Origin of the sequence: Sphingomonas sp. Leaf407 (assembly GCF_001425385.1) — a bacterium.
Lineage (GTDB): Bacteria > Pseudomonadota > Alphaproteobacteria > Sphingomonadales > Sphingomonadaceae > Sphingomonas.
Genome location: NZ_LMQO01000003.1, coordinates 218,724 through 232,230, shown reverse-complemented (window position 1 = coordinate 232,230; position 13,507 = coordinate 218,724). Strand labels below are relative to the sequence as shown.

At 68.3% G+C, this 13,507-nt stretch carries 11 protein-coding genes; 3 read left to right on the top strand and 8 right to left on the bottom strand.

The window, feature by feature from the left end:
• Positions 1-2: 2 nt before the first annotated feature.
• Positions 3-995, bottom strand: a complete 993-nt coding sequence (locus ASG37_RS10435; protein WP_055759397.1) for a hypothetical protein — start codon at positions 993-995, stop codon at positions 3-5.
• Positions 992-2,716: a histidine kinase dimerization/phospho-acceptor domain-containing protein gene (locus ASG37_RS10430; protein WP_055759395.1), complete on the bottom strand. Its 1,725-nt coding sequence runs from the start codon at positions 2,714-2,716 to the stop codon at positions 992-994. The genes ASG37_RS10435 and ASG37_RS10430 overlap by 4 nt, the downstream gene beginning before the upstream one ends.
• Positions 2,717-2,893: 177 nt before the next feature.
• Here ASG37_RS10430 and ASG37_RS10425 point away from each other — a divergent pair, with 177 nt between their 5' ends.
• Both ASG37_RS10425 and mutS read left to right on the top strand, forming a co-directional pair.
• Positions 2,894-3,361, top strand: a complete 468-nt coding sequence (locus ASG37_RS10425) for an Lrp/AsnC family transcriptional regulator (RefSeq protein ID WP_055759392.1) — start codon at positions 2,894-2,896, stop codon at positions 3,359-3,361.
• 405 nt (positions 3,362-3,766) lie between these two features.
• On the top strand, positions 3,767-6,337 hold the full coding sequence (gene mutS, locus ASG37_RS10420) for a DNA mismatch repair protein MutS (protein WP_055760498.1): 2,571 nt from the start codon (positions 3,767-3,769) through the stop codon (positions 6,335-6,337).
• Positions 6,338-6,346: 9 nt separating this feature from the next.
• On the opposite strand, the gene ASG37_RS10415 is transcribed toward mutS, so the two are convergent.
• A complete protein-coding gene (locus ASG37_RS10415; protein WP_055759389.1) occupies positions 6,347-7,603 on the bottom strand; it encodes a hypothetical protein in 1,257 nt (418 codons plus the stop codon).
• Positions 7,600-7,932 carry a hypothetical protein gene (locus tag ASG37_RS10410; protein WP_156460579.1) on the bottom strand — a complete coding sequence of 111 codons (333 nt, stop codon included), beginning with the start codon at positions 7,930-7,932 and terminating at the stop codon, positions 7,600-7,602. Before ASG37_RS10410 ends, ASG37_RS10415 begins: the two co-directional genes overlap by 4 nt.
• Positions 7,933-8,227: 295 nt before the next feature.
• Here ASG37_RS10410 and ASG37_RS10405 point away from each other — a divergent pair, with 295 nt between their 5' ends.
• Positions 8,228-9,157 carry a glutaminase gene (locus ASG37_RS10405; protein WP_055760495.1) on the top strand — a complete coding sequence of 310 codons (930 nt, stop codon included), beginning with the start codon at positions 8,228-8,230 and terminating at the stop codon, positions 9,155-9,157.
• 42 nt (positions 9,158-9,199) lie between these two features.
• On the opposite strand, the gene ASG37_RS10400 is transcribed toward ASG37_RS10405, so the two are convergent.
• From ASG37_RS10400 to ASG37_RS10385, 4 genes are all read right to left on the bottom strand, one after another.
• On the bottom strand, positions 9,200-9,550 hold the full coding sequence (locus ASG37_RS10400; protein ID WP_156349116.1) for a hypothetical protein: 351 nt from the start codon (positions 9,548-9,550) through the stop codon (positions 9,200-9,202).
• Between the two features lie 252 nt (positions 9,551-9,802).
• A complete protein-coding gene (locus ASG37_RS10395; protein ID WP_055759380.1) occupies positions 9,803-11,107 on the bottom strand; it encodes an amidohydrolase family protein in 1,305 nt (434 codons plus the stop codon).
• The gene (locus ASG37_RS10390; RefSeq protein ID WP_055759377.1) at positions 11,104-12,510 is read right to left on the bottom strand and encodes an amidohydrolase; all 1,407 of its coding nucleotides are present in this window, start codon (positions 12,508-12,510) and stop codon (positions 11,104-11,106) included. The genes ASG37_RS10395 and ASG37_RS10390 overlap by 4 nt, the downstream gene beginning before the upstream one ends.
• Before the next feature lie 41 nt (positions 12,511-12,551).
• Positions 12,552-13,400 (bottom strand): hypothetical protein, encoded by an 849-nt coding sequence (locus tag ASG37_RS10385; protein WP_055759374.1) that lies wholly within the window; start codon positions 13,398-13,400, stop codon positions 12,552-12,554.
• Positions 13,401-13,507: the final 107 nt, after the last annotated feature.

Below are 13,507 nucleotides of genomic sequence, written 5' to 3'. Positions count from 1 at the left end.
ACTTACCCCGCCGCCGCCAGCACGTCCGCCGTCGAGGCAGAACGGATGCCGCGCCGGTCGAGCAGGTCGAGCACGCCGTCCCACCACCGCCAGAACGCCGCGAGATCGGTGGCGTCGCGCACATAAGGGGTGTGGCCCGGCACCACGCTGGGCGAATGATAGGACAGGTTCAGCAGGCGGACGCCCTCGCCGGTGGCGATGCGGATCGCTTCGCAGGCGTGGTCGAGCGGCATGTCCTCGGGAGTCAGCGCGACGCGGTGGAGCAGGCCGGTCCGCGCGAGCAGGCCGCGACCGCGCGGGACATGGCCGGCGGTGTGATACAGGCGCTGGCCGCGCCGGCGCAGGTGACCGGTAAAAACGCTCGTCAGCGGCAGTTCGAGCAGCGCACCGCCGGGACCGGTACGAAAGGCGGTGTTGCCGATCGCCGAAAAATCGGGACCGCCCTCGGCAGCATAGCAATAGCGCGAGCGCATCGAGCTATCGATGCGGTAGCCGCGTTCGGCCAGCAGCGCGAGGGTCGCCGGGCCGATGCCGTAGCGGCCGGCGCGATAGACCAGCGGCGGGGTGCCGCTGATCGTCCGGATCGCATGGGTCAGGCGGTCGAGCTTGGCGGCCTCCACCTCACGCGGCAGGTTGCCGGCGAAGCTGTCCGCCGGGGTCAGCGTTTCGGCGAAGGGCGGGTTGACCCATGGGTGAAGCTGCGCGCCGAGCGTCGCGTGGCCGGTGGCGAGGATGGCGTGGATCGCATCGATCGCGAGTGGTTCGGTGACGACCGGATAGTCGACGAGATAGCCGACCGCCACGCCGCGTGTCGCGAAGCGGGCGTGGGCGGCGGGCAGCGCCGCCATCGCGCTCACCCCCCAGCCGTCGCGGCGCAGCGGAGCGTTCCAGTCGAATTCCTCTTCGGTATCGACGAACAGGGTGAAGCGAGTGCCGAAGGTGTCCGGCCAGTCGACCGGCGGGCCGTCGACGTGCGGCCGGAACGGCGGCGTCACCGCCGACCGACCTGCCCGGCCTCCATGCCCTGAACTGCAGGCAGGCGCAGCGTCAGTGTGGCGCTGCCGAACAGCAGCGCACCACCCAGTTCGTTGGCGAGGTTGCGGGCGAGGCGCAGCGCGAAGCCGGTGCCGAGCAGCGAGGCGTCCTCCTCGCTGTCGTCGACGTCGAACACGCTATCGCCGGGCCATGCGGCGAATGCCGCCGGACGATCGAACACGATCGCGACATTGCCGTCGCCCTCCATCCCCATCCGCACGTAGAGCGCTTCGCCGGCGGCGCTGGCCGATACCAACGTGGCGAGCAGCCGGGCGAGCAGCCGTTCGATCGCGCGGCGATCGCCCGACACGGTGACGTCGGTCGGCTCGATCTCCAGCACCGCGCCGCGCAGCTCGCACAATGTCGTCAGGTCGGCGACGATCGTCTGGAACAACGGCCCCAGCGCGACGCGATCGGCGCGCAGGTCGAGCGCGTCGCCGTCGATGCGGGCGGCGAGATCGAGGTCGTCGATCACCGCCACCAGTTCGCGCGAATGGTCGAGGATCGCCGCCGCGCGGGCGCGGTAGACCGGCGACACCGGCCCCAGCAACTGCGCCTCGATCATCTCGGCGAAGCCGGCGATCGCGCCTGCCGGGGTACGCAGTTCGTGGACCAACTGGCGCAACTGGGCGACGCCGGTGGCAGGCGGGGCGGCACGTTCGGCGCGTTCGTCGCCGCGCGGGCGGCGGGCGGTGCCGCGATAACCGGTGAAGCGGCCCGATGCGGGATCGAATACCGGCACGCCCGAGACGCGCCATTCGCCGCCGGCGTCGCTGTCGCCCAGCACCCTCAGGCGGGCGTCGCGAAAGGGGGTGCGGCGGCGCAGCGCCCCGGCGGCCACGCCGTCGAAACCGGCGATGGTCGGGCCGCCCTCCAGCGCGAGCGACAGGCCGACCACGGCGGCGCGGCTGACGCCGTCGACGAAGCGCAGCATGCCGGTGGCGTCGGTTTCGAAGCGGAACTGGTCGTGCCGGGGCAGCGGCGCGCGGGGGGCGGGTACGGCGTCCTGAATGCGCTCGAACGCCACGATCCGGGCCATGACGTCGACGATGCTGAACGGGCCGGCGAGGTCGGGTCCGGCGATCGGGTCCGTCGCGTCGATCAACGGTTGCGGTTCGACCGGAGGCTTCGGTGGTGCCACCGGTTCCGCTTTGGCCACGGGTTGCGGCTCGATCACGGGCTGCGGGTCGGCGGTGGGTTCCGGCGCGGCCACAGGCTGCGGTTCGACCACCGGTTCGGCGTCGGCGCGGTCATCGCCCAGCACGAGGTCGACGGGTCCGAAACTGTCGATCGCGAGGCGGACGGCAACGGGCAGGTCGCGACGGTTGCGCAGCACGCCGCGCGCGGCGGGGCCGAGCGTCGGGATCAGCGTGGTCCAGTCGGCGACCGACAGCTCGGCGCTGCGCAGCACCGGCAACGCCACCTCGATCGTGTCGGTGGCCAGCAGCGCGACCAGCGATGCCGGCGGGCCAGCATGTTCGATATCGCGCGCACTGGCCATGCGGATCGTGCGCGGCACGCTGTCGCGGATACGCTCGAGCATGGCGATCGCGCGGGGATTGGGGCTTGCCCGGCCGCGACCGATCAGGTCGACCAGTTGCCGCCATGCCGAGGCGCGTGCCCCCTCCCCCGACAGGTCGGAGGCCAGTACCGTTTCCAGGCTGTCGTCGAAGTGTACCATCTACTCGTCACCAGCCTTGCGCCGAATCATGGGCGTACCAACTGCTTAGCGCCCTCTCCGCCCGACCGGAACATGCCAAATCGGCACGTCGCAATGTGGGACAATTGCGCTTTCACGTAATTTTATAATGCGGTAGGCAGGGCTTTCTATCTTTTCCCATCCATGGAATCGCGACCAATGGCATTCGATCGTATCGACCGGCAGATCCTCGCCCTGTTGCAGGAAGACGGGCGGATGACCAACGTCGAGCTGGCCGAGCGCGTCGGGCTGACCGCGCCGCCGTGCCTGCGCCGGGTCCGCGCGCTGGAAGAGGCCGGCGCGATCCGCGGCTATCACGCGGCGCTCGACCCCCGGTTGCTGGGGTTCACCATCACCGTCTTCGCGCTCGTCAGCCTGAAAAGCCAGGCGGGGAGCGACCTTGCGGCGTTCGAGGCGCATGTCGCGACCATCCCCGAGGTGCGCGAATGCCATATGCTGAACGGCGAGATCGACTTCATCCTGAAGATCGTCGCCGCCGATCTGGAAAGCTTCCAGTCGATGCTGACGACGCAGCTCATCACCGCGCCCAATGTCGCGAGCGTCAAGACGTCGCCGACGGTCCGCACGTCGAAAGCGCTGCCGGGGATTCCCGTGTCGGCGGGGTGAGGCCAAAGTTTACAAAGTTTACACTAGCGGGCGTCGTGCAGGCGGCATCGGGGGCGTCTCCGGGTCGAAGGGAACCCATGGGTAGACCGGGTGCGTCATGTAGGACAGCGCTCCGTGCAAGACGTTGTTTTCGGTGACATTCATGCCAGGGGGCGATAGCCTTCCGTGGGAGGAAGGGTGTCGGGCGCCCCCGGGGACGGCGTTTGCGGGGCGGTGGACCCCGGAACAGGTCCGGGGTGACGAAGCGGGTGGGGCCGGGGGAGGATGATCCACCCGCCGGTATGACCTTCGCCCCACCCGCATCGCACGAATCGGGGCGTGCGATTGCGTGGCGCCCGCTCGACCGGTAGGGCCTGTGCGATGGCGAGACAGGCTGCGGCGGGCGAGGCCCCTGCCCCCACCCCGATGATGGCGCAATATCTGGCGTTGAAGGCGGAGGTCGAGGACTGTCTGCTGTTCTATCGCATGGGCGATTTCTTCGAGCTGTTCCATGACGACGCGAAGGTCGCCGCCGCAGCCCTCGACATCGCGCTGACCGCGCGGGGCGAGCATGAAGGCGCGAAGATCCCGATGTGCGGCGTGCCGGTCCACAGCGCCGAGGGGTATCTGGCGCGGCTTATCAAGGCGGGGCACCGCGTCGCCATCGCCGAACAGACCGAAAGCCCCGAAGCGGCGCGGAAAGCACGCGGATCGAAGGCGCTGGTCAATCGCGCGATCGTGCGCGTGGTGACGGCGGGCACGCTGACCGAGGAAGCGCTGCTCGACGCGCGGGCCGCCAACTGGTGCGTCGCCATCGGCGAGGCGGCGGGCGGCGTGGCGATCGCCGCCGCCGACGTGTCGACCGGCCGGTTCGAGGTGATCGAAACCGACGCGACGGGTCTCACCGCATCACTCGCCCGGTTGCAGCCGGTCGAGGTCGTCGCCGCCGATACCTCGGCCTTTGCCGAGGTCGCTACGCTGCTGCGCGGCAAGGGCGCGTTCGACAGCGCAGGCGGCGAGGCGCGGTTGAAGGCGCTGCACGGCGTCGCGACCCTCGACGGGTTCGGCCAGTTCAGCCGCGCGGCGCTGGCGGCGGCGGGAGGCCTCATCGCCTATCTCGACCATGCCGCGCGCGGGCAGTTGCCGTTCCTGCGCCCGCCGGTGTGCGCCGCCGACGGCGCGTGCATGACGATCGACGCGGCGACGCGCGAGAGCCTCGAGCTGACCCGCACGGCGGCGGGAACGCGCGGCGGGAGCCTGCTGGCCGAGGTCGACCGGACGGTGACGGGGGCAGGTGCGCGGTTGCTCGCCGCCGACATCGCCGCGCCGCTGATGGACCGGGCGGGGATCGAGGCGCGCCATGCGGCGGTCGGCTGGGCGCATGATGCGCCGGGACTGCGCGACGAACTGCGCACCGCCTTGCGCGCGCTGCCCGACATCGGGCGGGCGCTGGGACGGATCGCCGCCGGGCGGGGCTCCCCGCGCGATCTGGGGCAGTTGCGCGACGGGCTGGCGGCGGCATGGACGCTGGGCCAGCGGCTGGATGCGATCGGCGAGCTGCCGCCGCTGATCGCGGCGCTGGGGCCGCGGTTGCGCGGGCATGGCGAATTGATCGACCTGTTGCAGCGCGGGCTGGTCCCGACCCCGCCGATCGATGCGGCGGCGGGCGGCTATGTCGCGGAAGGATACGACGACGCGCTCGACGCGCTGCGCGATACCGGGGCGGGCGGACGCCGGGCGATCGCCGCGCTAGAGGCGCAGTATCGGGCGTCGACCGGGATCACTGCGCTGAAGATCCGCCACAATGGCGTGCTCGGCTATCATGTCGAGGTGCCGGCGCGCGCGGCAGAGAAGCTGATGCCGGCGGACAGTGGCTTCACCCATCGCCAGACGCTGGCCGGGGTCGTGCGCTTCAACGCGCCCGACCTGCACGAAGCGGCGCTGAAAGTGACGCAGGCGGGCGCGCACGCGCTGGCGGCGGAGGCGGCGCATCTGGAGGCGTTTACCGAGGCCGCGCTGGCGAACCGCGAGGGCATCGCCGCGACCGCCGACGCGCTGGCGCGGATCGACGTGACGACCGCGCTGGCCGAACGCGCGGCCGAGGGCGGCTGGGCGCGGCCGGTGCTGGTCGACCACCCCTGTTTGGAGATCGCCGGCGGGCGGCATCCGGTGGTGGAGAGCGCGGTGGCGAAGGCCGGCGGGCGGTTCGTCGCCAACGACTGCCGCCTGTCGCCCGCGTCGCGGCTGTGGCTGGTGACGGGGCCGAACATGGGCGGCAAGTCGACCTTCCTGCGGCAGAACGCACTGATCGTGGTGCTGGCGCAGGCGGGCGGTTTCGTGCCGGCGACCAGCGCGACGCTGGGCCTCGTCGACCGGCTGTTCAGCCGGGTCGGCGCGTCGGACAACCTCGCGCGGGGACGCTCCACCTTCATGGTCGAGATGGTCGAGACAGCGGCGATTCTGGCGCAGGCGACGCCCCGGTCGTTCGTGATCTTGGACGAAGTGGGGCGCGGGACCTCGACCTACGACGGTCTCGCCATCGCGTGGGCAGTGGTCGAGGCAATCCATGAGGACAATCGCTGTCGCTGCCTGTTCGCGACGCATTATCACGAGCTGACCCGGCTGGCCGAACGGTGCGAGGCGCTGTCGCTCCACCATGTCCGCGCCCGCGAGTGGAAGGGCGATCTGGTGCTGCTTCACGAACTGGCCGAGGGGCCGGCGGACCGCAGCTACGGCATCGCGGTGGCGCGGCTGGCGGGGCTGCCGCCCGCCACGTTGCAGCGCGCCAAGGCAGTGCTGGCGAAGCTGGAAGCGGGCAAGGCGAAGACCGGCGGGATCGCGGCTGGCCTCGACGACCTGCCGCTGTTCGCGGCGATGGCGGTGGTGGAGGAAGCGCCGGTCGATGGCTTGCGCGCGGCGCTGGGCGGGATGGACGTGGATGCGATGTCGCCGAGGGAAGCGATGGAGGCGTTGTACCGGTTGAAGGGGTTGGTGTGAGGCGGCCGGTCAGAACCGGACGCCGAGCCCCAGCCGCCACAGATCGGTTCGTTTCAGCGTTTCCTCGTCGCGGCTGCGTTCATAACCGTAGACGAGCGAAACGTTCGGCGATCCTGCGATCCAATAGTTCACGTCGACCCGAACATCCTCGATCGCCGTGCCGTCCCCGCTCAACCGAAACAGGTGCTTGTAAAAGACGTTCAGCGACAGATCGCGGAACAACCCCTCATTTCCGAACAGATGCGCGCTGGCCGACGGGCCGACGCGCACGAATTCTCGTCCCCGCGTCAACAGCGGGTCGGCGCCCTCGCGCAACACCGTGCCGAATGCACTGACGAGCTGGAAATCGGTCCACAGCCCCAACCCGGTGCCGGGGCGGCAATTTCCGCCCTTGCCCCGTTCGCTACATGCAAAGGGCAGCGCCCGTTGAAACGTGTCCAACTTGTACAAAAACCCGGGACGCCAGGTCATCCGCACGCTCAACAGTTCGGAACGGTCGACCAGGTCCCTGGCGTATCGCGGCGCAAACGCGAACTGCTCGTTGCCGATGAATCCATTGCCGACGATGCCCAGCCCCAATTTTCCACTGCGGTCGTCGGTTCCGGCCTCGCGATCGCGCACGTTAGATCGGACATATTGCACGAACGGGATGAGGGTGATCGACTCGGTGTCGACCGCGCGCCACCCGAGTACCGCATCTATCGCAACAGTGCGGGTATTCTTCACCCGGTCGACTTCCACACCGATCTCGGCCGGTGCCACCTTCTGCAACGCACTGCGGTCACGGTCGGCGCCGCGTTGTACCGACAGGCTGTCGATATCCTTGCCCATTAGCAGCGGCGGAGTACGCAGTTGGTCGCCGACGGTTTCCTTCGCCGCAAGCGGCGTCGCGAGCGAAGCAGCGGGTGGGCCACAGTCGAGCCCGGTGAACGTGTCGCGTCGTTCGAAATGCGCACCCCAGACATCGGAGATTCGGTTCCGTGCTTGCAAAACGGCTTTTCCCTCGGCGACGGAACACTTTCGAATGTCGCAGAAAGTCTTTTCGGTAAGCGCCGCGATCTTTTCTTCGGGCGAAATGGTATCGTCGTTATTGGCGTCCAGCAGGCTCAGCGGCACGCCTTCCAATGCCTTGTCCCGGACGGCCTTGACGTCAATGCGTCCAGCGTTGCCAGCCTGCGCGCACAAGGTCTTGCCGAAATCCTGTGCCTGCGCCGAAGCAGCGGCAAACAGCGAGACAATGAAACCTGCGGAAAGGCGGCGGCTCATTCCTCGTCGCTCCGCTTCGCCCGATATAGGACATAGGTCGCAGCAAATACCGTGACCATGCCGGCACCGGCCAATACCGACGGGAAATGCAGCTTTGCCACAAGCGGGCGAGTGACCAATCTGCCCATATACTGCTGCGATTCAGACAGTTCATTGTCGAGCAGTGTCGACGCGTCCTGTCGCGTCGGCGGCGTCACCGTATATCTTCTCGATCGCAATAATTTGGCGGTAGCATTGAGCGTTTGCAGCCATGCCATACCGTTCTTCACGCCTAGGTCGGCAGGCGTCAGCGTGTTCAACTCAGCGTAGGTTACGTCCTGCTTGTTCACCTCCGCGATTGCCAAGACCAAACATTCTCGGACGTCCGATTCCTTCGACATAAAGCCCCCCGGCGTTGTTCGATACAGGCATGCCACGTTACCCACCCCTATCGGACAACGGGCTGCGCCATTATGGTCATAAATTAACAAATCATGGAATATATATTTGACTGTTCGAACATTTACTTGATGTAATTCATGTTTTTTACTCCGTTTTCGAGCTTTCTTACTGTCGAGACGACCGAATGTGCCAAATCTGGTGCTGTGCGTGCCGACTCGCTGCCGGATCGGCTATCATGTCCTGATGAATCTCTCCGCCATCGTGGCCGATATTGCCGCCGAGATGGCCGACGCGCCCGACCGGGGCACGCCGGCCGATTATATTCCGCCGCTGGCCGCCGTCGATCCGAAGCGCTTCGGGATGGCGGTGATCGCGGCCGACGGGACGTGCCATCTGGCGGGCGATGCCGAGGAGAGCTTCTCGATCCAGTCGGTGTCGAAGGTGTTCGCGCTCACGCTGGCGCTGGGTGCGGTGGGGGACCAGTTGTGGAAGCGGGTCGGGCGCGAGCCGTCGGGGAGCGCGTTCAACTCGATCGTGCAACTCGAGAGCGAACACGGCATCCCGCGCAATCCGTTCATCAATGCCGGCGCGATCGTCGTCGCCGACATATTGCTCGGCCGGTATCAGCCGCGCGAGGCGCTGGGCGAGTTGCTGCGCTTCGTGCGGGCGGTGGCGGGCGAGGACGGCATCTTCATCGACGAGGGCGTCGCCCGCGCCGAACAGGATACGGGCTTTCGCAATCTGGCGCTGGCGAGCTACATGCGCAGCTTCGGCAATCTCGACCATGATCCGCCGGTGACGCTGGGGGTGTATTTCCACCAATGCGCGCTGGCGATGAGTTGCCGGCAACTGGCGCTGGCCGGGCGCTATCTGATGGCGGGCGGGGTCAATCCGTCGACCGGGCGGCAGGTGGTGTCGGCGCAGCGCGCGCGGCGGATCAATGCGCTGATGCTGACCTGCGGCCATTATGACGGATCGGGCGAGTTCGCGTTTCGGGTGGGCCTGCCGGGCAAGAGTGGCGTGGGCGGCGGCATTCTCGCGATCGCGCCGGGGCTGGCGTCGATCGCGGTGTGGTCGCCGGGGCTGAACGAGCGCGGCAATTCACAACTGGGGACGCTGGCGCTCGAACGGCTGGTGCAGCGCACCGGATGGTCGGTGTTCGAGCCGCGATAGGGGCATGGCGTCGTTCCCGCGCGGGCGGGAACGACGCGGATGTTACCGCTGCGGGGCGGGCTGCGGGGTGAAGCTCGTCACATTGGCCATGCCGTTCGCGCCGAAGGTGATGATGTGACGCGATCCTTCCTGGCAGGTCGCGACCCAGCTTCCCGGCTTGTCGCCAGGTTGCGATCCGGTGACGCCCTGACATGGCAGGCCGGCGTCGCGGATCGCACGGATGAACACGCCGTCGCGCTGGCCGGGGGCGAGCGCAGCGACCTTGGCGGCCGCTTCCTGCGCCTGTTGCTGGCTGGCCTGCGTCGCGGCGTTGGCGGCGGCCTGTTCCTGCGCGCTGGGGCCACAGGCGGCCAGCAGCAGCGATCCGGCGATCGTCATCACGAAACCACGCATCATCATCTCCCCAGTTGATCGTCGACCACGACAATCGCCGACCCGGCGTCCGGTTCCCGTCGGTCTGATCCGAAACGAGGACCGATCGAGCTTCAGCCCGACAGCGGCTCGCGACACCTCCCCTTCCTGAAAGGGAGGGGCCGGGGGTTAGGTCGGCCGATAAGGAAACCGATGCGTGCCACAACCGGCCTACCCACCCCCAACCCCTCCCTTCTCAGGGAGGGGAGCAGCACCGTTGAAAGTCGACCGGGCTTACCGCTGATACGCCTTGGGCAGACCCTGTTCGGTCGGCACCAGATAGCGGTCGCGCAACCGCGTCTGACGGTTGACCAATGGCTGTTCGACGCCGTCGATGAACACCTGGGTCGGCATCGAGCCGATTTCGAGCGGATCGCCGTCCCAGATCACCACGTCGCCGCGCCGGCCGGCCTCCAGCGAGCCGATCTCGCCGCCCATGCCGATCGCCTTGGCGGGTAGCGAGCTGATGGTAGCGAAGGCGGATGCCCAGTCGAGGCCCGACGCGCCGGGAATCTTCGACAGCGCGACCAGATTGCCGGCATATTGCTTGACCAGCCGTGCCTGCCGCGCCTCATCGTCGCCGATCGTGCCGATCGCGACCGTCACGCCCGCCGCCTTCAGCCGACCGATGTTCGACTGGGTCGCGGCCAGTTCTTCGAAGCTGGCGGGTAGGTCGGCCAGCGGGCTGGCGATCACCGGCACGCCAGAAGCGGCGATGTCGCGGGCGACGGTCCATGCTTCGGTCGCGCCGACCAGCACCGGGCGCAGCGTCGAAAATTCACGCTTCAACGCCAGCACGCCCAGGATGTCGGAGGCGCGTTCGACATGGATCAGCAGCGGCACCTGCCCCGACAGCACGCCCTGCAACGCCTGTGCATCGGCGCGAGTAAGTAGCGCTTCCTTGCCGCGATCGGCGAAGCTGGCCGGGTTGCGGCCATAGGCCTGCGCCTCGAACAGCGCGTTGCGGAACATCGCCATCGCCGCCGGGCGGCTGCCGCCCGCCGCGCGTGCGCCGGCCTCGCCCCATTCCATGAACTGGAAGGCGCGCGGGCGGGTGACGGCGTCCATGTCGCTGCCGAGGTCGATGACCGCGCCCTGCCCGGCGAAGATCGACTGGCCGTTGTCGGGCGCGACGATCGCGCGGGTCAGCCCTTCGGCGCGGTTGATCGCGATCGGCGTGGCGCGCGGGTTGAGGCCGGCGGTGACGTCGAGCCCGGCGTTGAACACGCTGCCCGATGCCGAGGCGTCGTTGGTCGCCGACACGCCGTCGACCTCGATCAGCCCGAGACGGGTGAAGCCGGCGACGATGCCCGGGGTCACGAACCGCCCGCCGGCATCGATGATGCGCGCGCCGGCGGGGGGAACGATCCGCCCGGCGGCGACGACGCGGCCGCCGCGCACGACGACCGTGCCGTTCTCGATCGTCGGCGAGCCGTCGCCGATCACCAGCTTCGCGTTGGTGACGACTACGTCCTGCGCGAGTGCCGGGGCGGCGGTGGAGCCGAGGAGCGCGGCGGCGGCGAGGATCAGGCGCTTCACTTCACGTCCCCTTCGCCGGGCTGGCCGAGTTCGAAATCGGATACCGGGCGCAGCCGCGGGTTGGTGGCGTCGTAGAGCAGCGCGCCGTCGACCCAGACCTTTTCGGGGCGGGTGTAGACGCTGAACGGATCGCCGTTCCACAGCACGACATCGGCCATCTTGCCGGCCTTGAGCGAACCCGTCACGCGGTCGATGCCGAGCGCGCGTGCCGGATTGATGCCGAGCCATGTCCACGCATGTTCGGGCGTCACGGCGATGCCGGCCCGGCGGGCGGAGGCGATGACCTTGGCCACTTCCTGATTGAGCCGCTGGATACCGTTCGCGTCGTCGGAATGGATCATCGCGCAGGCGCCCTGCCGGTCGAGGATCGCAAGGTTCTCGCCGACCGCGTCGTAGCTTTCCATCTTGAAGCCGTACCAGTCGGCCCACACCGCCGAGCAGACGCCGCGCGCCTTCAGCAGATCGGCGATCTTGTAGCTTTCGACGGCGTGGTGGAAGGCCGTGACCTTGTAGCCCATCTCCTGCGCCATATCCATGACGATCGCCATTTCATCGGCGCGGTAGCAATGGTTGTGAACGAGGATCTCACCGTCGAGGACGCCGCGCAGCGTGTCCATCGCGATGTCGCGGGTCGGGGCTTCGTCGCCGCCGTCCTTTTCGTACTTGTCCCATTTGCGGTCATAGTCCTTCGCGCGCAGCCATGTCGCGCGGTCGACCGCGATATTGCCCATCCGGGTCGAGGGCATCCGCCCCTTCGACCCATAGACGCGCTTCGGATTTTCGCCGCACGCCATTTTCAGGCCATAGGGCGCGCCCGGAAACTTCATCGCCTGCATCGTGCGGCCATAGACGTTCTTGAGCGTGACCGAGCGGCCGCCCATCAGGTTCGCCGAGCCGGGGAGGATCTGGAGCGTCGTCACGCCGCCGTTGGTCAGCGCGCGGGCGAAGCCGGGGTCCTGCGGCCAGACGCTGTGTTCGGCCCACACCTCGGCGGTGACGGGGCCGGTCATTTCGTTGCCGTCGCTGTGCGCGTCGACGCCGGGGCTGGGATAGTCGCCGAGATGGCTGTGGACGTCGATGATGCCGGGCGTCACCCATTTGCCATGCCCGTCGATCACGGTCACGCCGGCGGCCGGGGCGATCGACTGGCCGACCTCGACGATCTTGCCGTCGCGGAAGAGGACCGATCCGCCGTTGATCCGCCCGCCTTCGCCATCGAGGATGGTGACGTTGGTGACGAGCGTCGGCTGCCCGCCATAGGGGCGATAGGTCGAGGGATACGGATCGTGGTCATAGCCCTTGCCCGCGCCCGGCCCCTTGCCCGGCGCGTCGGCTCCGGCCGAGCGCGCGTCGTGCCCGGTCGCATCGGCGCAGGCGGCGAGCCCCGCCGCCAGCGCCAGCATCGTCAGTGTTCGGATCACATAGGTCCCCTTTGATTCAATTCTCATGCAAAGACGTCGGCAAGGTCCTCACCCGCCGAGCCTTCCTTGGCGACGCGCGCCTCGTGATAGACCGCCGCGATGCCGGCGGGGAGGATCATGCCCCATAGCGTGTTGCCGACGACGCCGGCGGCGATCACCAGCCACGGGTTCGTTCCCGCCACCGCGACCTGCAACACCCCGCCGACCATCGCCGCGCCGAACCACAGCACCAGTACCAGCAACAGCAGCGCCGCCAGCCGCCAGCGCATGCCGCGCAGTAGATCGGTCGATCTCCCGAAGCTGGCAAGGATGCCGCGGCGTTCGACGGCGAGGACGGGCAGCGTGACGAACCAGTTTAGGAACAGCACGATGCCGGGCACGACCAGCAGCAGGAAGCCGAGGAAGATGCCGATCCACATAAGGATCATCAAGGCGATGGCGAACGGCCACAGGCGCAGCGCCCGGCCGCCGGCGGCGCGAACGTCGGGGTTGCGGCCGGCCAGCGTGTCGAGCGCGAGCAGCGTCAGCCACACCTTCCCCAGCGGCCACAGCAGCAGCCGGACGAGGCCGATGCCGCCGTAGGTGCTGGTCCACTGCCCGGCCATCGCCTCGATCGCCTGTGGCGACTGGCCGGCCATGGTCGTCATCGTCGTGATCTGCGAGGTGACGAACGCGCCGGGGATCGCGGTGAGAAACACCGCGACCGCGAGGAAGGCGAATGGCGCGCCGCCGATCGCGGTGAAGCTGTTCGACAGCACACGACCGATGCCGAAGGCAAAGGGCGAGCGCCGCCCCTCGCGCCATGCCGCGAACAGGATCACCGTACCTGCCAGCAACGGCATCAGCAGGACGAGGAAGCCGAATGCGATCATTGCCGTCGAAAACCCCCTGTACCCGCCAGCCCCCCGGCGTTTCGTAAAGGGTGAAACGAAAAGCGTTGCATGTAAATCGCCGATTTGCTCCAACCGGCGCGACGCCA